At 68.4% G+C, this 18,175-nt stretch carries 20 protein-coding genes; 7 read left to right on the top strand and 13 right to left on the bottom strand.

What is annotated here, in order from left to right:
- Positions 1-6: 6 nt before the first annotated feature.
- Complete coding sequence (locus LT948_RS02380) at positions 7-759, top strand: SIR2 family NAD-dependent protein deacylase (protein ID WP_003086499.1); 753 nt, start codon at positions 7-9, stop codon at positions 757-759.
- Between the two features lie 6 nt (positions 760-765).
- Here the strand turns inward: LT948_RS02380 and LT948_RS02385 are convergent, their stop codons facing one another.
- Both LT948_RS02385 and LT948_RS02390 read right to left on the bottom strand, forming a co-directional pair.
- Complete coding sequence (locus LT948_RS02385; RefSeq protein ID WP_003109103.1) at positions 766-1,353, bottom strand: DUF4234 domain-containing protein; 588 nt, start codon at positions 1,351-1,353, stop codon at positions 766-768.
- A 94-nt stretch (positions 1,354-1,447) separates the two neighbouring features.
- Positions 1,448-2,437 (bottom strand): aldo/keto reductase, encoded by a 990-nt coding sequence (locus LT948_RS02390; RefSeq protein WP_003082273.1) that lies wholly within the window; start codon positions 2,435-2,437, stop codon positions 1,448-1,450.
- 134 nt (positions 2,438-2,571) lie between these two features.
- Between LT948_RS02390 and LT948_RS02395 the strand changes: the two genes are divergently transcribed.
- A complete protein-coding gene (locus LT948_RS02395) occupies positions 2,572-3,483 on the top strand; it encodes a LysR family transcriptional regulator (RefSeq protein WP_003086503.1) in 912 nt (303 codons plus the stop codon).
- 34 nt (positions 3,484-3,517) lie between these two features.
- Complete coding sequence (locus tag LT948_RS02400; RefSeq protein ID WP_003082280.1) at positions 3,518-3,925, top strand: FosA family fosfomycin resistance glutathione transferase; 408 nt, start codon at positions 3,518-3,520, stop codon at positions 3,923-3,925.
- Here the strand turns inward: LT948_RS02400 and LT948_RS02405 are convergent.
- Both LT948_RS02405 and LT948_RS02410 read right to left on the bottom strand, forming a co-directional pair.
- Complete coding sequence (locus LT948_RS02405; RefSeq protein ID WP_003082283.1) at positions 3,922-4,899, bottom strand: rhamnosyltransferase; 978 nt, start codon at positions 4,897-4,899, stop codon at positions 3,922-3,924. The two genes, LT948_RS02400 and LT948_RS02405, sit on opposite strands and share 4 nt — an antisense overlap.
- The gene (locus tag LT948_RS02410; protein ID WP_023092117.1) at positions 4,887-6,155 is read right to left on the bottom strand and encodes a TCR/Tet family MFS transporter; all 1,269 of its coding nucleotides are present in this window, start codon (positions 6,153-6,155) and stop codon (positions 4,887-4,889) included. Before LT948_RS02410 ends, LT948_RS02405 begins: the two co-directional genes overlap by 13 nt.
- Positions 6,156-6,419: 264 nt before the next feature.
- Here LT948_RS02410 and LT948_RS02415 point away from each other — a divergent pair, with 264 nt between their 5' ends.
- On the top strand, positions 6,420-7,157 hold the full coding sequence (locus tag LT948_RS02415) for a hypothetical protein (RefSeq protein WP_049320941.1): 738 nt from the start codon (positions 6,420-6,422) through the stop codon (positions 7,155-7,157).
- A 9-nt stretch (positions 7,158-7,166) separates the two neighbouring features.
- Here the strand turns inward: LT948_RS02415 and LT948_RS02420 are convergent, their stop codons facing one another.
- From LT948_RS02420 to hchA, 3 genes are all read right to left on the bottom strand, one after another.
- The gene (locus LT948_RS02420) at positions 7,167-7,517 is read right to left on the bottom strand and encodes a DUF7079 family protein (RefSeq protein WP_033995886.1); all 351 of its coding nucleotides are present in this window, start codon (positions 7,515-7,517) and stop codon (positions 7,167-7,169) included.
- A gap of 66 nt (positions 7,518-7,583) precedes the next feature.
- Positions 7,584-7,997, bottom strand: a complete 414-nt coding sequence (locus LT948_RS02425; protein ID WP_015503334.1) for a thiol-disulfide oxidoreductase DCC family protein — start codon at positions 7,995-7,997, stop codon at positions 7,584-7,586.
- Between the two features lie 255 nt (positions 7,998-8,252).
- Positions 8,253-9,128, bottom strand: coding sequence for a glyoxalase III HchA (gene hchA, locus LT948_RS02430; protein WP_003109098.1), 876 nt, complete (start codon positions 9,126-9,128; stop codon positions 8,253-8,255).
- A gap of 171 nt (positions 9,129-9,299) precedes the next feature.
- Here hchA and LT948_RS02435 point away from each other — a divergent pair, with 171 nt between their 5' ends.
- A complete protein-coding gene (locus tag LT948_RS02435; RefSeq protein ID WP_003140557.1) occupies positions 9,300-10,031 on the top strand; it encodes a PA1136 family autoinducer-binding transcriptional regulator in 732 nt (243 codons plus the stop codon).
- A gap of 6 nt (positions 10,032-10,037) precedes the next feature.
- On the opposite strand, the gene LT948_RS02440 is transcribed toward LT948_RS02435, so the two are convergent.
- Entirely contained in the window at positions 10,038-11,024 is a 987-nt protein-coding gene (locus tag LT948_RS02440) for an NAD(P)H-quinone oxidoreductase (protein ID WP_033862728.1), read from the bottom strand.
- Positions 11,025-11,169: 145 nt separating this feature from the next.
- Here LT948_RS02440 and LT948_RS02445 point away from each other — a divergent pair, with 145 nt between their 5' ends.
- Positions 11,170-12,045, top strand: a complete 876-nt coding sequence (locus LT948_RS02445) for a LysR family transcriptional regulator (protein ID WP_033995888.1) — start codon at positions 11,170-11,172, stop codon at positions 12,043-12,045.
- A 90-nt stretch (positions 12,046-12,135) separates the two neighbouring features.
- Positions 12,136-12,984 carry a CAP domain-containing protein gene (locus tag LT948_RS02450; protein WP_103119292.1) on the top strand — a complete coding sequence of 283 codons (849 nt, stop codon included), beginning with the start codon at positions 12,136-12,138 and terminating at the stop codon, positions 12,982-12,984.
- Between the two features lie 97 nt (positions 12,985-13,081).
- Here the strand turns inward: LT948_RS02450 and LT948_RS02455 are convergent, their stop codons facing one another.
- From LT948_RS02455 to LT948_RS02475, 5 genes are all read right to left on the bottom strand, one after another.
- Positions 13,082-13,918, bottom strand: a complete 837-nt coding sequence (locus LT948_RS02455; RefSeq protein WP_003086528.1) for a bifunctional allantoicase/(S)-ureidoglycine aminohydrolase — start codon at positions 13,916-13,918, stop codon at positions 13,082-13,084.
- 136 nt (positions 13,919-14,054) lie between these two features.
- Entirely contained in the window at positions 14,055-14,957 is a 903-nt protein-coding gene (locus tag LT948_RS02460; protein WP_003109090.1) for a LysR family transcriptional regulator, read from the bottom strand.
- A 165-nt stretch (positions 14,958-15,122) separates the two neighbouring features.
- Complete coding sequence (locus LT948_RS02465; protein ID WP_003086532.1) at positions 15,123-15,839, bottom strand: UTRA domain-containing protein; 717 nt, start codon at positions 15,837-15,839, stop codon at positions 15,123-15,125.
- Positions 15,840-15,922: 83 nt separating this feature from the next.
- Positions 15,923-16,576 carry an HAD family hydrolase gene (locus LT948_RS02470; protein ID WP_003086534.1) on the bottom strand — a complete coding sequence of 218 codons (654 nt, stop codon included), beginning with the start codon at positions 16,574-16,576 and terminating at the stop codon, positions 15,923-15,925.
- A gap of 67 nt (positions 16,577-16,643) precedes the next feature.
- Entirely contained in the window at positions 16,644-17,978 is a 1,335-nt protein-coding gene (locus LT948_RS02475) for an MFS transporter (RefSeq protein WP_003140556.1), read from the bottom strand.
- Positions 17,979-18,175: the final 197 nt, after the last annotated feature.

An 18,175-nucleotide genomic window follows, 5' to 3' on the forward strand; every position in this document is an offset into this window, starting at 1 on the left:
AGCGAGATGCGCGCTGTCGTCGAACTGCTCGCCGGCGCCCGCCGCCTGGTGATCTTCACTGGCGCCGGGGTGTCGGCGGAAAGCGGGATTCCCACCTTCCGCGATGCCCTTGGCGGTCTCTGGGCGCGCTACGATCCGGCGGCCCTGGCTACGCCCGCGGCCTTCGCCGACGATCCCGCGCTGGTCTGGGGCTGGTACGAGTGGCGCCGCCTGAAGGTGCTGGGTGTCCAGCCGAATCCCGCGCACCGGGCGATTGCCGCATTGAGCGGACGGATCGCCGACACCCGGTTGGTCACCCAGAACGTCGACGACCTGCATGAACGCGCCGGCAGCCGCGACGTCCTTCACCTGCATGGCAGCCTGCACGCGCCGCGTTGCGCGACCTGCGCGGCAGCCTACCGGGACGCCTTGCCCGATTCGGTCGAGCCGGAAGAGGGACGACGGATCGAGCCGCCGCGTTGTCCGGCCTGCGGCGGACAGGTCCGGCCGGGCGTGGTCTGGTTCGGCGAGGCGCTGCCCGAGGCGGCGCTGCGCGAGGCTTTCGCCGCGGCCTGCGAGTGCGACCTGTTGCTCAGCGTCGGCACTTCCGGCGTGGTGCAGCCGGCGGCGCGGATACCCGGACTGGCGCTGGAACACGGTGCCAGCGTCGTGCATGTGAACCCGCAACCGGTGCGCACCCGCCATCCGCGCGAGCACTGTCTCGTCGGTCCGGCCGGCGAGGTGCTGCCCGAACTGTTGCGCCGGGCGTTTCCCGGCTGAGGCGGCTCAGCCCTGGGACGAGCCGAAGAGGATCACCGCGGAACCGATCAGGATCAGCAGCCAGTAGAGCGCGCCGAGCACGATGAACAGTAGGTTGTAGCCCGAATAGCCGGCGTTGCCCGTGCCCTGCGGGTCGCCGCTGGCAAGGTTGGCCTGGCGCTGGATGTTGCGCATCGGGATAAGCGGCGTGAGCAGCAGCAGGAGCGAGGGCAGCGAGTAGGGCTCCAGCGCGGGGACCACGTCGGTGAGGTGGCTGATCAGGTTCGCCGCGACCGTCAGCAGCACCGCCCAGGTCGCATCCTTGCTCGGGCTCCATAGTGTCTGGCGCTCTTCCGGCAGGGCCTGGTGGATCCGCCGGGCGAGGGCGTGGAAAAAGAAGATGCCGAAGATCGCCCGCCATACCGGGCTGATCCGCCGCTCCATCTGCGGTTGCTGGGCCTTCCAGTGCTTGTACATCCAGTACACGCCGTAGAGCCCCAGGGTGACGAGGAAGAGCACGCTCATCTTGCCCAGCGAGGTGACGAAGAAATGCGCCCGCTTCGCGCCGCGGGTTTCCACCAGGGGCGCTTCCGGGGTCTTGTAGACGTTTTCCATAACTGATCCGGCAGTCCTTGAGAAAAACCGCCATTTTGCCTTCCGCCGCTCCGTCAGGCCAGCGGCCAGGGGCGTTGCCGCCCCGGCCGTCCGATCAGGCGTTGCGGCTGGGCGGCGCCATGAACTCGGGACCGACCGGATCCTGGATGGTCTCGGCGAGGATCCGCTCGATGCGGGCCATGGCCTCGTCGTCCAGGCGCCAGCCGAAGGCGTCGGCGATGCCGTTCAACTGCTCCGGCTTGCGCGCCCCCCACAGTGCCACCGTAGGGCCGCGATCGAGAATCCAGCGGATGGCCAGGGCCAGCACCGACTTGCCATAGCGCTCGCGAGCCAGTTCCTCCAGTTGCGCGACCGCTGCCAGGTACTGGGCGAAGCGGGGCTGCTGGAACTTCGGGTCGGACTTGCGCAGGTCGTCACCATCGAAGCGGGTCTCGGCGTTCATCCGTCCGGAAAGCAGGCCGCGGCACAGCGCTCCGTAGGCCAGCACGACGATGCCGTTACGCTCGGCGTAGGGCAACACGTCGGCGTCGATGGCGCGCTCGAACAGGTTGTAGGGCGGCTGCACGCTGGCCAGCGGAGCGAACTGGCGGAACCCGTCCATCTGTTCCGGCGAATAGTTGCTCACGCCGATGGCGAGGATCTTGCCGTCGCGGCGCAGGCGCTCCAGTTCGCCGGCGGTCTCCTCGTGCGCCACCAGCGGGTCCGGCCAGTGGATCTGGTACAGGTCGATGCGATCGGTCTTCAGCCGCCGCAGCGAGTCCTCGACCTCCCGGCGGATGCGTGCGGCGGAGGCGTTGCGGTGGATGCCCGCGTCGCTCCACTCCAGCGCCGCCTTGGTGGCGATCACCGCCTTGTCGCGCAGGCCCTGCAAGGCCTTGCCGACGACCTCTTCGGAATGGCCGAAGCCATAGACCGGCGCGGTGTCGATCAGGTTGATCCCGGATTCCACCGCACGCCGGATGGTTTCCACCGACGTCGCGTCGTCAGCGCCGCCCCACATCCAGCCGCCGATGGCCCAGGTGCCGAGGCCGATGCGCGAGACCGGCGTGTCGATACCCTCGATGCGAATGCTTTCAACGCTCATGGAAATACTCCTGCAGATCGGGAAAACGCTTGCCGGCAATGCGCTCGGCGGCACGGAGCGATTACTCTAGATCACCCGAGATTGAATGTGGCTCAATGCTGCATTGACCTCCGAGAACTGCCAGGAGCCCTGGAATGCCGGCTTTCACCCGTTCCGAACTCGCCGACCTGAACGTCTTCATGACCATCGTCCGGCGCCGCAGCTTCCGTCACTCGGCCCAGGAACTGGGTGTCAGTACCTCGGCGCTGAGCCACAGCATGCGCAACCTCGAGGCGCGGCTCGGGGTGAAGCTGCTCAACCGTACCAGCCGTTCGGTGGTGCCGACCGATGCCGGCAGCGCGCTGGCGGCCAAGCTGGAGGATGGTTTCCAGGTGATCGGCGAGGCGCTCGGCGAGCTCGATGCCTATCGCACCTCGCCGGTGGGCCGGCTGCGCCTGAACGTGCCGCGCGATGCCTCGCGGCTGCTGCTGGGGCCGGTCCTCAGGCGCTTCACCGAGGCGTATCCGGACCTGCAACTGGAACTTTCGGTGGAGGACCGCATGGTCGACATCGTCGCCGACGGCTACGACGCCGGCATCCGTTACGGCGGCACGGTGCCCCAGGACATGGTCGCGGTGCCATTGACCGGGGAGCTGCGCTGGGTGGTGGCCGCGTCGCCCGATTACCTGGCGCGCCACGGCGTGCCCCAGCGGCCGGACGACCTGTTGCGGCACGCCTGCATCCGCATGCGCCTGGGCGACAACTCGTTCTACAAATGGGAACTGGGCGACGGCGAGCGGATGGTCGAGGTCGACGTGCCCGGCCCCTTCAGCGTCAACGAAAGCAATACGGCGGTTGCCGCGGCCCTGGACGGTGTCGGCCTGGCCTACTGCCTGGAGGTGGGAATCGCCGAGGAGCTGCGTAGCGGCCGGCTGCAACTGGTATTGCCGGACTGGACCTCGATGGGCGCGCCGTTCTGCCTCTACTATCCGAGCCGACGCCAGCCGCAACCCGGCTTGCGCCAACTGATGGAAATGATCCGCGGCGACTGGCTGGGACGTGCCTGAATCGACCTCCCGCCACACCTTGCAAGGAGCCCCCATGCTTACCGGTCTCAATCACCTGACCCTGGCGGTCGCCGACCTGCCGGCCAGCATCGCCTTCTACCGCGATCTTCTCGGCTTTCGCCTGGAAGCGCGCTGGGACCAGGGCGCCTATCTCGAACTGGGTTCGCTGTGGCTGTGCCTGTCCCGGGAGCCGCAGTACGGCGGGCCGGCCGCGGACTACACGCACTACGCCTTCGGCATCGCCGCCGCGGACTTCGCCCGCTTCGCCGCGCAGCTGCGCGCGCATGGCGTGCGCGAATGGAAGCAGAACCGCAGCGAGGGCGATTCGTTCTACTTCCTCGACCCGGACGGCCATCGCCTGGAGGCCCACGTCGGCGACCTGCGCAGCCGGCTCGCGGCGTGCCGGCAAGCGCCCTATGCGGGAATGCGTTTCGCCGACTAGGCCTTGGCCTTGCCGGAAGCTACGGACGCCACGGCCGGACCGGCGAGGCGCTTCAGCAGGCGCGGGCGGTTGCGCTCCAGTGCGCCGCCGCGCCCCCGCAGGCCGTCCCACAGGCCCCAGCCCAGGCAGCGCAGCTTGAGCAGCTTGTCGCGTTCGAGCAGGAGCACCGCGAGGCCCTGGGTCAGGGTCGGCAGGTTCGCCAGCAGGGCCAGCGGCGAGGACCGGGCGTAGCGGCGCAGGACCAGCAGGCCGTTGCGCGCCAGGTAGTAGCGGCGCAGCGGGGCGTGGTTCATCGCGCTGAGGCTGAGACCGCCGAGGCGGCGGGTCTTGCGCGTGCCGATGCGGTGCTCGAGGACCAGCCGCGGGTCGACGTACAGGGGCACGTCCAGCGCCTGGGCGCGCAGGCTGTACTCGGTGTCCACGTGGTCGATGAACAGTTCCTCGTCGAAGTGGCCGAGGCGCTGGTAGGCCTCGCGGGTCAGCAGGCAGCCGGAGGAGATCAGGAACGAGGTGCGCTGTGGGGTCGTCAGGCCGTCCAGAGACAATTGCCTGAGCGTCAGTCCGTCGAGATGGATGGCCGGCAGGAAGCGCCGGTCACCCCGGTCGAAGATCCGTGGGCCGAGCAGGCAGGCCTGACCGTTGCGCGCCTGCAGGTTGCGCCACTGGGCGGCGAGGAAGGCGCCGCCGGGACGGGAGTCCTGATCGAGCAGCAGCACACCCTGCACGCCACGCCGAAACAGCGCGTCTAGCCCCTGGTTGAAGGCGCCGGCGATGCCCTGCCGGTTGCCGTGGTGCAGCACAGCGATGCCTTGCCCGCGCAGCCGGGCATTGCGCTGCGGATCGCTGTGCGGTGAGTTGTCGACGGCGAGGAAGCGCAGTTGCGGAAACGCCGCCGCCAGTTCGCCAAGGTGTTCCAGGTCGTCGTCGCCAGGATTGAACAGTACCACCAGCACGCCCATGTCTATCCGGTCCATGATCGTTCTTCTCCCGTAGGTCGAAGTTGCCAGGCCAGGACCAGCCCGGCCAGGACGAGAAGGGCGCCGGCGAGGAATGGCGCGCCGGCCAGGGGCACTGGCGCGAGCGGACCGCTGCCCCAGTGGAACAGGCCGCTCATCAGTGGCGGACCGATGATCGCGGCGAGGCTCATCAGGCTGCTCAGCACGCCCTGCAACTCGCCCTGGCGGTCGACCGGCACGCGGGCCGAGAGCAGCCCCTGCATGGCCGGGGTGGCGAGGCTGCCGAGCGCGAAGGGCAGCAGTGCGCAGACCAGCCAGAACGACGAGTCGACCAGGGCGAACAGCAGCAGGCCGCAGCCTTGCAGGGCGAGGCCCAGGCGCAGCAGGCGAGCGTCGTCCAGGCGCCGCTTGCAGAGGTTCACGCCGAGGGTCTGGGCGAGCACCGCGAGCACGCCGTAGAGGGCCAGCGAGTAGCCGATCCAGGCGCTGCTCCAGTGAAACTTCTCGATCACGAAGAACGGCCAGACCACCATCACCGCCTGCAAGCCGAGGAATACCAGGGCAAGCACCGCCAGCAGGCGTCCGACCCCCGGTTGCCGAGCCAGGCCGCTGATCGAGCGCAAGGCGTTCATCCGCCTCGGATCCAGGCGGCGGCGTTGCGCGGGGGGCAGGGTTTCCTCGAGGAACAGGCCGGCGAGCAGGGCGTTGAGCAGGCACAGGCCGGCGGCCAACAACAGCGGCAGCGTCGTGCCGTGCACCGCCAGCAGCCCACCGAGGGCGGGGCCGAGGATCATGCCCAGGGCGAGGCCGGCGTACAGCCAGCCGAAGTGCCGGGTGCGCTGCCCGTGCGTGCCGAGGTCCGCCGCGCAGGCCATCGCGGTGGCCACGCTGGCGCCGGTGAGCCCGGCCAGCGCGCGACCGAGGAACAGCATCCAGAGGCTGTCGGCCAGCGCCAGCAGCAGATAGCTGAGGGCGAAGCCGAGCATCGCCAGGACCAGGACGGGGCGGCGTCCGAAGCGGTCGCTGAGGCTGCCGAGGACCGGCGAAAAGAACAATTGCAGCAACGCGAAGGTCATCACCAGGGCGGCGCCCCAGGTGGCCGCGTCGCGGACCGCCAGCGGCGCCACGCTGCCGATCAGCGTCGGCAGCAGGGGCACGATCAGGCCGACGCCAGCGGCATCCAGCAGGCAGGTAAGGAACAGCAGAGGCAGGACGCGTTTCGCGCCGGGACCGTGTTCCCGCGTGGCGGAGGGGCAGAGGCTGGTCGTGGACACGCCAGGATCCTCCCGGCGAACACAGGAAATCCCGATCCTGGGACGCCAGCGAGGGCAAGGGAAACTACCGGAATTCACAGGTTCGACGAACGGTCGCGGCAACGCCGGCGGGCGGCGTGATGTCATAATGATGCGACCCGTGCGCCAGTCGGGTATCCTTGCCGGCCTCTCAACGTTGTTTCCTAACGATATTTTCCTCCTGTCGCGAGCAAAGGGATTTCAATGACGCCCAGAAAAGGAAAGCTACCTGCCGTGCTCGCCTGCATGGCATCGCTGGCGGGCTGCAACATCAACCCGGCGAACCAGGGCTCGGTCTCGTCCTGGTTCTCCATGCGCGCCGGCGATCCGCCCAGCTTCGTCACCGGCGTGGTCGGCTTCGAGAACACCGGCAGCAACGACCCGTCCACCCGCCTGACCCTGCGTTTCCGCGATCCCGCCTCCAAGACCCATGCGGCCCACGTCACCACCTCGTCGTACTCCGAGCTGTTCAGCCTCGCACTGACGCCGCGCTACTACGAGCTTTACGAGTTCGAGGTGAGGTACCTGTCCTATACCGTCACCCGCGAGACCGGTGCGTACGAGGAGCGCTGCGAGGCCAACGGCGAGGCGCTGGAGAAGACGGTCCAGAAAAGGAAGCGCAGCGTCACCCACACGGCGGTGAACGTGGAGTCCAACTGTCGTTCTACGCCGCTGACCAAGACCGACTACTACTACGAGACCTATACCTCCAAGCCGTTCTCCGCGCCGTTCCGTGCCGAGAGCTTCGCCACCAACTACATCGGCGACTTCCGCGTGCAGTGCAGCTACAAGGAGAAGAAGGGCAAGACCCTCGTCGATAGCTGCCGTCTCAACTACGGCGCCGTCAGCCGCGATCGGGTGGACGCCTGGGTGGCGCAGATGAACGAGGCAGACAAGGACAAGCGCGAGCCGCTGCCGCCGGTACGCCAGCAGGCGGTCGACACGAAGAAGGCCGGCAAGCTCATCCATTCGGTATTTCGCTGAGGCGCTCGCTCAAAAAGCGCCGGCGATCGCGCGCCAGGTGTCGGCGTATCGCCATCGCAGCCAGGCGACCAGGCAGCGCTCGTGCCAGCGTCGCAGGGCGCTACCCCTTTGCCGCGCCAGGCGTCGCTCGATGGCCTCTTCCAGCCAGGCCTCGTCGAAGGCGGTCCATACCGCCGGAGCGGGGCTGAGCAGGTTGCCGTGGCAGACCGGCGCCACCTCCTCGAAGAACAACCGTTCCAGCAACGCCGGGTCGACGCCCTTTATCCGCCGGGCGATATCCTCGGGCTCCAGGAGAGTGTCGACGAAGGCGTCGGATAGCGCGTGGCGCAGTCGTCGGCGTTGGCTCGGGTCAAGGGCCATGGCAGGTATGGGTTCGCAGGCTGGTGCGCAGGCAGCATAACCCGCCACGGCCAGTGCGGAGAGGCGTCAGGCCCGACGGGGACGCCAGGAGCGACGACGGAGGGGCTGGCGCTGGCGGCCGAACCAGCGCCAGCGGTTGCGCCGTAGCGCCTCGTGGCACTCGTCGCGCAGCCAGGCTGGCAGCAGGCGTAGCCAGCGCAGGTGACGCCAGGGGCCCGGCAACAGGCGCAGCACCTCGAGCAGGGCATCGTTGTCGTCGCAGGCGTAGGCGCCGTCGACGAACAGCCAGGTGTCGAAATGATCGGGTGCCAGCCCGAACCAATCGAGAATCGCCAGGCCTTCGGCGGACTGCGCGGCAAGCAGCTTCAGCCGGTGGTCGGCGCGGCGTGCCAGGAAACCGCTCCAGAGCGTGCAGAAGCGGCAGTGCTGGTCGTACAACACGACCTTGTCGCCGGGCTTGAGGTACGGCGGCAGTGACATGAGGGGCCCCCTTGGGTTCGGCTTTGTGCGCAAGCCCGGAACCGTAACGGCGGGAAGGGAGGACGACTAGTCGGTGTGCTGTCAGAGTTTTCTTTCTGTGCGGTCATCGATTCGTCTTTCGCCGGACGGCGTCGGGCAACGCGCCATTCCTCTTCCTGAAGGACGATGCTGCGCCAGGCCGGTTTAAGTTCGATGACGCCGGGACGAACGGGAGATGTCCCCGTCCGTGGGGCACGGACGGGGCGCGGCGGGGAATCAGCGGGCGAACGCTTCGAGAAGGGTCTTGGCGGCCAGCTTGCCAAGGTTGTTGGAGGCCAGCGGGCTGTCGCCGGTGAGCAGCTTGCGGTCGCGGTGGACCTGGCCGGTGATGCCCTTGTTGAGGATCTTCACCCCGAGCTTCTGCAGGTTCTCGCCCACCAGCCAGGGCAGGGGACCGGGCATGTAGCCGATCTCTAGGTTGGCGCCGGTGTCCAGGGCGTCGGGGAACACGCAGATCTCGTAGTCCTTGAACGGGTAGTCCTCCGGCTTCTCCTCGACCGCCGGTGCCAGCAGGCAGGCCGGACCGTGGCAAAGGGTAATGATGTAGCGGTCCTTGGCGAGGAAGGCATTGAGCAGCCGTTTCACCTCCCGGCTGTGCGGAATGCCCGCCAGCACGCCGTGGCCGCCGGGAACGAACACCGCGGCGTACGGCGAGTCGTCGGCGACGGCCTGCTCCAGGAGGTCGGCGAGCTTCTGCGGCGCTTTCAGCTTGGGCAGGTACTTCGCGTAGATGCTCTTCACCGCCTCGTCCTCGCCGGGCATCGCCCACATCTCCAGCTTCACCGGGTTGCCGGAGAGCGTGGCGACATCGAACTCGAAGCCGGCCTTGTCCAGGTGGTACATCGGCAGGAGCATTTCCACCGGGTGGTTGCCGGTGGAGAACATGCTGCCGTTCTGCATCAGGATGTAGCGTTCGTCGGTACCGATCATCAGCACCTTCTTGCCGCCCTTGTACGGGGTCGGGTAGTCGGCGCCGTCGAAGTCGGTCTTCGCCGAGGTGTACTGGCTCAGGGAATAGGGCGAGGGAAAGAACGCGTTGTGCTCGGCGTGGTCGGGCGTCGGGGTTCTGCTGGTGTCGCGCTCGTTGCTCATGGCTCGTTCCTTTCTGCGTGATGGAGGTCGCACCAAGACCATAGGCGGGGTCGCCGGCCGGCGAAATAGGGGAAATCCCCTAACCCACGATCGGTCGCCTGAGGGTTTTCCCCTATGGGCTTTTGCCGGCAAGCCGGGGATCATGCGGGAAAAGCCAGGAACGTCCGCTCCATGACCGACTACGCCAGCCTTCTCTTCGACAGCGTCGCCCGGCTGCGTAAGGCCGCTACCACCGAGGCGGTCTGCCGCGAGATGGTGGAGTTCGCCGCACGCCTGGGCTTCGACCGGGTGATCGTCTGCAGCCTGTTCCCCCGCCCCGGCGAGGACGAACTGATCGACGAGCTGTTCTTCGTCCATGGCGACTGGGCCGAGGGGCGCAGCGCCCAGGAGCGCGACGCCTATCTTCTGCACTGTCCGGTCACCCGGCACATCCTCGAACTGGACGAGCCGTTCTTCTGGTCGAAGAACCCCTCGGAGGATCCGGCGCGCATGACCTACCGCATCGTCCGTGGGGTCCGCGACCTCGGCCAGGTCAATGGCATGCAGGTGCCGGTGTTCGGCCGCAACGGCCTGGAGGGCGCGGTGTCTTTTGCCGGCGAGCGGCTGGACCTGAATGCCGGTTGCAAGCTCGCCGCCCAGGCCTTCTGCCCGATCCTGTTCTTCGCCCTGAAGCGCCTGCGCGGCCCTGTGTCGGCGGGCGATGCGCAAGCGCTCAGCGAGCGCGAGCGGGAAGTCCTGCAATGGATCGCCCTGGGCAAGCAGCAGGCGGAGGTGGCGGCGATCCTGATGATTTCCGAGCGCACCGTGGAGAATCACCTGCGTGCCGCCCGCCGCCGTCTCGGCGCGGCGTCCACCGCCCAGGCGGTGGCGCGGGCGCTGCGCCTGGGCGATATCGAGGTCTGAGCGGCTTCAGGGAGCGGACGTGAGGACGATCTTGCCGATGTGCTGGCCGGAGTCCATCAGTTCGTGGGCCTGGCGCGCCTGCTCTAGGGGGAAGGTGCGGAACACTTGCGGCCGGACAGCGCCGGCGCGCACGTGCGGCCAGACCTGGCGCTCCAGTTCGGCGATGATCGCGCCTTTCTCGTCGTGGCTTCGCGAGCGCAGGGTCGAGCCAAGATGGACCAGGCGCTTGCTCAGCATCGGGAACAGGTCGACTTCGGCGGCCTTGCCCTTGATCACGCCGATCTGCACGATCCGTCCGTTCATCGCCGCCGCCTGATAGTTCCGCGTCACATAGTCGCCGGCAACGATATCGACGATCACATCGACCCCGCGACCTTCGGTGCCGCGCAGCACTTCCTCGACGAAGTCCTGCTCGGTGTAGTCGATCGCCACGTCGGCGCCGAGGCGCAGGCTGGCCTCGCGCTGGGCCTCGCTGGAGATCGTGGTGAAGATCTTCGCCGCGCCGAAGGCCTTGCCCAGCATGGTCGCGGTGGTGCCGATGCCGGAGGCGCCACCGTGGACCAGCAGCGTCTCGCCGGCCTTGAAGCCACCGCGCTGGAACAGGTTGACCCAGACGGTCATGAAGGTTTCCGGCAGCGCCGCCGCTTCCTCCATGCCCAGGCCGTCGGGCAGGTGCAGGGTGGTGCGCTCGTCGGCCACCGCGAACTGCGCGTAGCCGCCGCCGGGAATCAACGCCATCACCGCCTCGCCGACGGCGAAGCGGCTGACCTCGCTGCCGACCGCCCGCACCGTGCCGGCGATCTCCAGGCCGGGAATGTCCGAGGCGCCGGGCGGCGGGTCGTACACGCCCTTGCGCTGAAGCACGTCGGGACCGTTGACGCCGGCGGCGCGGACTTCGACCAGGACCTCGCGCGGGCCGGGCGTCGGCAGCGGCCGGCTGGTCGCCACCAGTACCTCGGGGCCGCCGGGCCGGGCGATCTCGATGGCGGTCATTCGTTCGGGAAATCGGTTCGTGCTGCTCATCGCATGCTCCTGGGAAAATGGTTCGGACCTGATTCGCATGGTAATCAGCGCGGATGCCGTGGTCGCGCAGCGCTTTTTCATTAGACTGATGCGAAAATGCATCAGGAAAACCGCCATGAATTGGGACGACACCCGCGTCTTCCTCGCGCTCTGCCGCGAGCACACCCTGCGCGGCGCCGCCCGCGCGCTTCACATCGACCAGGCCACGGTGGGCCGGCGGCTGGCGTCGCTGGAGGCGGCGCTGGGCTCGACCCTGTTCCTGCGCACCTCGTCCGGCTACCTGCTGACCCCGGCCGGCGAGGCGGCCTTCGAACTGGCCGAGAAGATGGAGCGCTCGGCCCTGGAGTTGCTGCGGCGGACCCGCGGGATGGACCACCGACTGTCCGGCGAGGTGCGGTTGTCCACCACCGACTCCCTGGCCGTCGACTTCGTGCTACCCGCCCTGGGCCGCCTGCACCTTGAACACCCGGATGTCCGCGTGCTGCTCGACAGCGCTTCGGCCGTGGTCGACCTGCCCAAGCGCGAGACCGACATCGCGATTCGCACCCTGCGGCCGGAAAATCCCGATTTGATCCTGAGAAAACTCGCCAGTTGGCCCATGGGCCTGTTCGCTTCCGCGGACTACCTGCGGCGCAACGGCGTGCCGGTGCCCGGCGAGCGTTTCCGCGGCCACGACCTGGTGATGTACGAACCCTATTGGCACAGCCAGCGCGAACTGACCCTGGGCGGCGAGCCGATCCGCGACGGCCGGGTGGTCATCGCGGTGAATTCCAACATGATGGTGCGCCAGGCCCTGGCGCGCGGCCTGGGACTCTGCGAGCTGCCGCTGTACATGGGCGAGCGCGACGGACTGGTGCGGGTCTGGCCGCAGCGCGAGCGACGCCGGCCATACGAGGTGTGGATGGTTACCCACAAGGACCTGCGCCACACCGCGCGGGTCCGCGCGGTGATCGAGCGGCTGGTGGAGGCGTTCGCCGAAGCGCCGGCCTGAGCCTGCAACGCCGGCGCCGGGTTCCGGTCGAATGCGGCGGCGCGCCGCGGAATCGCGCATCATAGTCGCCATCAGATCGAGGAGATTTCCATGGCAATCCCAAGCATCCCGCGTTTGGCCGTACTGACGCTCGGACTGGCGCTCGCAGCGGCCGCTAGTGCCGCCGACGAGGCGCAACTGGTCGAGGCGATCAACGCCTACCGTGGCCAGGTGCAGTCCTGCGGCGGGCAGGCCAGCGGCGAACTGCCGCCGCTGGCCGCCGACCCGCGCCTGGCCTTGCCGGTGAATGCCGCCGGCGACCTGCAGCAGGCGATGGCACAGGCCGCCTACCCGATGGTCAACGTGCAGTCGATCAGCCTTTCCGGGCCGCGCGATGCCGGCGCGGCGATGAAGGCGCTGGAGGAAAGCTTCTGCCGCGTGGTGCTCGACCCACAGTTCGTCGACGTCGGCGTCAGCCGCCAGGACCGCGACTGGCGCATCGTCCTCGCCCGGCCATTGCTGCGCGGCGGCATGGGCGATTGGCAGGCGGAAGGGCAGAAGCTCCTGGAACGGATCAATGCCGCCCGCGGGCAAGCCCGCCAGTGCAGTGGCAAACCTTACGCAGCGACCCAGCCGCTGGCCTGGAACGCCACCCTTGGCGGCGCCGCCGAAGCGCATTCGCGGGCGATGGCCAACGGCAATTTCTTCGACCACCTCGACCGCGACGGCCGCACCCCCGGCGACCGCGCCGAGCTGGCCGGCTACAGCGGCGGGCTGATCGGCGAAAACATCGCCGCCGGCCAGGACGGGGTGGACAAGGTGGTCGACGGCTGGCTGGCCAGCCCGGGCCACTGCGCCAACCTGATGAATCCCGGCTACCGCGAGCTGGGCGCGGCCTACGCCACCGATCCGAAGAGTGACGCGGGAATCTACTGGACGGCCATGTTCGGTTCGCCCTGAAGTCCTCCGCGCCCGGAGCTGACGACGGGCTGGGCGCCTTCCGCAAACGAAAAACCCGGCGCCATGGCGCCGGGTTCCCTTTCAGCCTGTCCCGCCCTCAATGCGGCGCATTGAGAGTCAGGCGCATGTGCCGGTTGACGTCCTTGTACAGCAGGTAGCGGAAGCGCCCCGGGCCGCCCGAATAGCAGGCCTGCGGGCAGAAGGCGCGCAGCCACATGAAGTCGCCGGCCTCCACCTCGACCCAGTCCTGGTTCAGGCGGTACACCGCCTTGCCTTCCAGCACGTACAGGCCGTGCTCCATCACGTGGGTCTCGGCGAAGGGGATCACGCCGCCCGGCTCGAAGTTGACGATGTTGACATGCATGTCGTGGCGCATGTCGCTCATGTCGACGAAGCGGGTGGTGCTCCAGCGGCCTTCGGTGTCCGGCATCACCAGCGGCTGGATGTCCTGCTCGTTGGTGACGAAGGCTTCCGGCAGCGGTACGCCGTCGACCTTCTGGTAATGCTTGCGGATCCAGTGGAAGCGGGTGTGCTGGCCGGTGGTATTGCGCACCTTGTAGTCGGCGCCCGGCGGAATGAAGGCGTAGCCGCCCGGCTGCATGGCGTGGACCTGGCCCTGCAGGGTCAGGCTCAGCTCGCCTTCGACGACGAACAGCACGGCCTCGGCGTTGGGATCCTGCTCCGGTTTGTCGCTGCCACCGTTGGGCGCCAGTTCGACGATGTACTGCGAGAAGGTCTCGGCGAAGCCGGACAGCGGGCGGGCGATCACCCACATGCGCATGTTGTCCCAGAACGGCAGGTGGCTGGTGACGATATCGCGCATCACCCCCTTGGGAATCACGGCATAGGCTTCGGTGAACATCGCCCGGTCGGTGAGCAGCTCGGTCTGTGCCGGGTGCCCGCCGTGCGGCGCGTAGTAGCTGGACTTGGACATGGAGCGTTTCCTCGTTGTTGTCTTGCTGCCGGCGCACGCGCCGCCGGAGCGAAACGGGCGGGCGCGAGCCGTTGCTGACGGCAACGATATCCAGCGCCTGGCGCATGCACAAATTAAATGTTGGAATCCAGTATATTCATTTTTCGAATGCGGGCCGGCTCCGGGTATCTTCCGCCAGCACCCGCGACAGCACGCGCGCCAGCGCCTTCACCATCGGATCCGCCGCCGGCCGGTGCAGCAGCGCCACTTCGAACACGTCCACCGCCGGCAGCCCGGCGTTCTTCGGCAGCACCGCGTGGCCTGCGCTCACCGCGCGCAACGGCAGCAGGCCGATGCCCATGCCGTCGGCGATGGCCGATTGCAGGCCGCTGAGGCTGGAACTGGTGAAGCTGATGTGCCAGCGCCGGCCGACCGCTTCCAGGGCGGCGATCATCTCGTCGCGGTAGACCCCGCGCGGTGGGAAGGTGACGATGGGCAGCGGGTCGAGGTCGATGCAGGGATTCCTGGCGCTGTCCACCCAGCATGTCTTTTCCGGCCAGCAGGCCAGTGCCTCGCGGCTGGCGCGGCGCTGCTTGAGCAGCACCAGGTCCAGTTCGCCGCGGTCGTAGCTGGCGCTGAGGTCGCGGCTCATGCCGCTGGTGACTTCCAGCTTGACCTGTGGATAACGCCGGTTGAAGGCCGCCAGTCGCTCGGTGGTGCGGCCGGCGGCGAAGTCGTCCGGCACGCCGATGCGCACCGTCAGCGCCACCGTGGCGCCGGACAGCGCCTCGGCCAGTTCGTCGTTCAGCGCCAGCAGGCGACGGGCGTAGCCGAGCAGCGTATCGCCGGCGTCGGTCGGCAACACGTCGCGGTTGCCGCGCTCCAGCAGGCGGTGTCCGGCCATTTCCTCCAGGCGGCGAACCTTCTGGCTGACGGTCGACTGGGTCGAGTGCAGGCGCGCGGCGGCAGTGGTGAAGCTGCCGCAGTCGGCCACCGTGACGATGGCGCGGAGCAGGTCGAGGTCGAACAGGCGGCTATTCGATTTTTCACTGTCGCTCATGGTCGTATCGCATTTTCGAATGTCGTCGCCGCTTTTAGCAGGCCGTGCCGTCAGCGGCAACCGCTCAGCGTCGACGCAGCGTGCCCAGCGGTCGACCAATGCGCTGGAAGCGGCGGGAAACCCGCCAGGCGGTCATGCATGCGCCAGGAACAGGACTGCGGAGCGCTACTCGGGCACCTCGACGTTGACCTGTAGCGCGTCGTGGCGCCAGTACTCCAGGTCGCAGTCGATCAGGCGGCCCGCCTGGTCGCGGTTGACCCGCACGATCTGTAGCGCCGGGCTGCCCACCGAGACCCGCAGCGGCCCGGCGGCCTCCGCCGGGAGGATGGTCGGGACCATCTCGAAGCGCACCCGGCCGTAGCGGATGCCGTAGTGGTTGGCGTAGAGATCGGTCAGCGAGCGAGTCAGGTCGAAGCGCTCGATGCCGGGAAAGTAGGCGGGATTCAGGTAGTGCTCGACGTACAGCACCAGCCGCCCGTCGACCCGCCGCGCCCGGCGGATCTGGAATACCCGCGACAGCGCCGGCAGCTCCAGGCGCTGGCAGATGTCGACGCTGGCCGGGATCATCGCCGCGCCGAGCACCTCGGTCTCCGGCACCCGGCCCTGGTCGGCGACCATCGCGTGGAAGTGGCTGCGCACCAGCGGGTTGTACAGCAGCCGCTGCGGCGAGACGAACCAGCCGCGGCGTTCCTCGCGGTAGATCAGGCCCTGGTCCTCCAACTGGCCGAGCGCCTCGCGCAGGGTGATGCGGGTGGTCGAGAACAGCTCGCTCAACTGCCGTTCGCTGGGCAGCTTGCTGCCGCGCGCGAGCAGGCCGCGCTCGATCTGCTCGCGCAGGGACTGGTAGATCACCGTCAGGGGTCGGGACGGCTCGTCGCGCATATCGACGCTTCTCCGCTGGGGCTCCGGGGGGGGCTACAGGGTAATGCTTCCGGGCCGCCGGCGGTATAGCGCGGCGCGCCTTCTCAGCGCCATTGCAGCACCGGCCAGCCGGCCTCGCGGGCGTGCCCGAGCAGCGCCGGGTCGGGGTTCACCGTGTGCGGCCGGTCGACCCGCGAGAGCAGCGGCAGGTCGTTGCGCGAGTCGGAATAGAAGGTCGCGCCGGCCAGCGTCTCGCCCTCCTGGGCCAGCCAGGCGTCGAGGCGACGGACCTTGCCCTCGCGGTAGGTGAGGGTGCCGCGGGTGCGCCCGGTGTAGAGGCCGTCGCGCTCCTCGATGTCGATCGCCAGCACCTCGTCCACCCCCAGCCGGCGGCCGATGGCGCTGACCAGGAAGTGCGCCGAGGCGGAGATGATCAGCAGGCGGTCGCCTGCCTGGCGGTGGCGTTCCAGGCAGCGCACGGCGTCGGCGTGGATGCGCGGCGCAACGATCCGCGCGACGAAATCCTCGACGGCGCCGGCGATTTCCGCCGGGGTGCGGCCGGCGATGGGCGCCAGGCTGAAGTCCATGTAGTCCTCCATGGCCAGCCGGCCCTCGGCATAGAGTTCCATGAGGCGGCGTTCCTGGTGCAGGAAGGCGGTTTTCTCGACCCAGCCCAGTTCGGTCATGTAGCGCCCCCAGAGGGTCGCGCAGTCGCCGTCGATCAGGGTGTCGTCGAGGTCGAAGAGGGCAAGTGGCATAGGCGGTTCCTTGTTCGCTAGGGATTGGCCCGGCGCGCCTGGCGCCGGGCGGTGGTTCGGAGAGGTTTCAACGCGGCTTGCCGGCCGCCAGCAGCGGCCCGCCGGCATGCGCCTTCGGTTCGACGCGGCGCGCGCCCGGCCGGCTGTTCCAGAACGGCACCAGCAGCAGGCTGGCGAGCAGCGCGGTGGCGGTGAACACGAAGAACACCGTGAGGGTGTCGAAGTAGCCCGGCAGCAGGCCGCCGAGGATCGCCCCGACCGAGCCGCAGCCGTTGACGAAGCCGGTGGCGGTGCCGGCCGCCTCGCTGGTGCCGAAGTCGATGGCGGCGGCGCCGCTGATCATCGAGTCCGGCCCGTAGAGGGTGACGCCCATCATGAACAGCAGGCCGACCACCAGGTACAGGCTGCCGCTCTGCATCGCCGGGACGAACAGCGCCAGGCTCAGGGTCAGCGCCGCCAGGCTGAGCACGCAGGCCGGCATGCGGCGGGCGCCGAACAGCTTGTCCGAGGCCAGGCCGATGAGGATCGGCCCGGCCAGCCCGGCGACCTCGAAGGCCGAAGGCACGATGGCCGAGGCGACCTTGCCGATCTCCGGCATGCGTTCGTAGATGATCACCGGGCCCCAGAGCAGGATCGCGTAGCGCGCCGGCTTGAGCAGGAAGTAGGCGATGCCGAGGACCAGCACGTGGGGATTCCTGAGTGCCTTCAGCAGGGCGCCGGAATGGCTCGGCCGGGGCGCGTTGGCGGGGGGCGCGGCCTCGGCCTCCACGGGCGGCAGGCCGACGTCCTGCGGACGGTTGCGCTGGAGGAAGAAGAACAGCACGGCCACCGCCAGCACCACTCCCGCCGAGGACAGGAAGGCCATGCGCCAGTCATGCGTCAACCGGTAGGCGCACCAGCCGGCGAACGGCGTCGCCACCAGCCCGCCGAAGGCGTAGCAGGTACTCCACAGGCCGAGCACGCGGCCTCGCTCGTAGGTGGCGAAGAAGGCGCCGATGTTCTTGCACAGCCCCGACCAGCCGGTGGACTGCGCCAGGCCCTGGACCACCATGCAGGCGGCGAAGATCGGCAGGGTGGCGAAGGTACCCATCGCCAGCGCCGCCAGCGCCGAGGTGAGCAAACCGCCGAGCACCACCACGCGGGTGCCGAAGCGGTCGGCGAACACCCCCCACATGAACTGGCCCACGGCGTAGGCGGCCAGGTAGAGGGCATCGAGATCGGCCATGGCGCTCTTGTCGAGTTCGAAGGAAGGGTCTTCGGCGATGCCGAGCTTGGCCACCGAGAAGGCCTTGCGGGTGAAGTAGAAGGCGGCGTAGGCCAGCCAGGTGATGACGAAGATCTGGATGCGCCAGCGCTGGAGCGATTGCCAGCCACGGTGCAGGGTACCGTTGTGGTTGTTCATGTGGGTCCCTATGGGTCTAGACAGTGCGGGGAGGTTGTTCTTGTTGTGCTGCTGCAAAGCTGTCCGGATGCATGGTCTAGGCCAGATGCCTTTTCCATGACTTTTTTCGTGCGCAAGGTTGGCTGTCGGCGCGCTCCTGCTCGGTCCTGCCGAGGCTGAGATGGATTGTGAAGGTGTGGCGGCGGTGCGTGGCGCCG

The sequence above is a fragment of the Pseudomonas sp. CP-1 genome, from assembly GCF_021213715.1.
Classification (GTDB): Bacteria; Pseudomonadota; Gammaproteobacteria; order Pseudomonadales; family Pseudomonadaceae; genus Pseudomonas; species Pseudomonas aeruginosa.

What these genes read in the sequence shown, in the direction of transcription:
- LT948_RS02380 (WP_003086499.1), top strand. Translation starts at nt 7, where the DNA reads ATGCGCGCTGTCGTCGAACTGCTCGCCGGCGCCCGCCGCCTGGTGATC.
- LT948_RS02385 (WP_003109103.1), bottom strand. Translation starts at nt 1,353, where the DNA reads ATGGAAAACGTCTACAAGACCCCGGAAGCGCCCCTGGTGGAAACCCGC.
- LT948_RS02390 (WP_003082273.1), bottom strand. Translation starts at nt 2,437, where the DNA reads ATGAGCGTTGAAAGCATTCGCATCGAGGGTATCGACACGCCGGTCTCG.
- LT948_RS02395 (WP_003086503.1), top strand. Translation starts at nt 2,572, where the DNA reads ATGCCGGCTTTCACCCGTTCCGAACTCGCCGACCTGAACGTCTTCATG.
- LT948_RS02400 (WP_003082280.1), top strand. Translation starts at nt 3,518, where the DNA reads ATGCTTACCGGTCTCAATCACCTGACCCTGGCGGTCGCCGACCTGCCG.
- LT948_RS02405 (WP_003082283.1), bottom strand. Translation starts at nt 4,899, where the DNA reads ATGGACCGGATAGACATGGGCGTGCTGGTGGTACTGTTCAATCCTGGC.
- LT948_RS02415 (WP_049320941.1), top strand. Translation starts at nt 6,420, where the DNA reads ATGGCATCGCTGGCGGGCTGCAACATCAACCCGGCGAACCAGGGCTCG.
- LT948_RS02420 (WP_033995886.1), bottom strand. Translation starts at nt 7,517, where the DNA reads ATGGCCCTTGACCCGAGCCAACGCCGACGACTGCGCCACGCGCTATCC.
- LT948_RS02425 (WP_015503334.1), bottom strand. Translation starts at nt 7,997, where the DNA reads ATGTCACTGCCGCCGTACCTCAAGCCCGGCGACAAGGTCGTGTTGTAC.
- hchA (WP_003109098.1), bottom strand. Translation starts at nt 9,128, where the DNA reads ATGAGCAACGAGCGCGACACCAGCAGAACCCCGACGCCCGACCACGCC.
- LT948_RS02435 (WP_003140557.1), top strand. Translation starts at nt 9,300, where the DNA reads ATGACCGACTACGCCAGCCTTCTCTTCGACAGCGTCGCCCGGCTGCGT.
- LT948_RS02440 (WP_033862728.1), bottom strand. Translation starts at nt 11,024, where the DNA reads ATGACCGCCATCGAGATCGCCCGGCCCGGCGGCCCCGAGGTACTGGTG.
- LT948_RS02445 (WP_033995888.1), top strand. Translation starts at nt 11,170, where the DNA reads ATGAATTGGGACGACACCCGCGTCTTCCTCGCGCTCTGCCGCGAGCAC.
- LT948_RS02450 (WP_103119292.1), top strand. Translation starts at nt 12,136, where the DNA reads ATGGCAATCCCAAGCATCCCGCGTTTGGCCGTACTGACGCTCGGACTG.
- LT948_RS02455 (WP_003086528.1), bottom strand. Translation starts at nt 13,918, where the DNA reads ATGTCCAAGTCCAGCTACTACGCGCCGCACGGCGGGCACCCGGCACAG.
- LT948_RS02460 (WP_003109090.1), bottom strand. Translation starts at nt 14,957, where the DNA reads ATGAGCGACAGTGAAAAATCGAATAGCCGCCTGTTCGACCTCGACCTG.
- LT948_RS02465 (WP_003086532.1), bottom strand. Translation starts at nt 15,839, where the DNA reads ATGCGCGACGAGCCGTCCCGACCCCTGACGGTGATCTACCAGTCCCTG.
- LT948_RS02470 (WP_003086534.1), bottom strand. Translation starts at nt 16,576, where the DNA reads ATGCCACTTGCCCTCTTCGACCTCGACGACACCCTGATCGACGGCGAC.
- LT948_RS02475 (WP_003140556.1), bottom strand. Translation starts at nt 17,978, where the DNA reads ATGAACAACCACAACGGTACCCTGCACCGTGGCTGGCAATCGCTCCAG.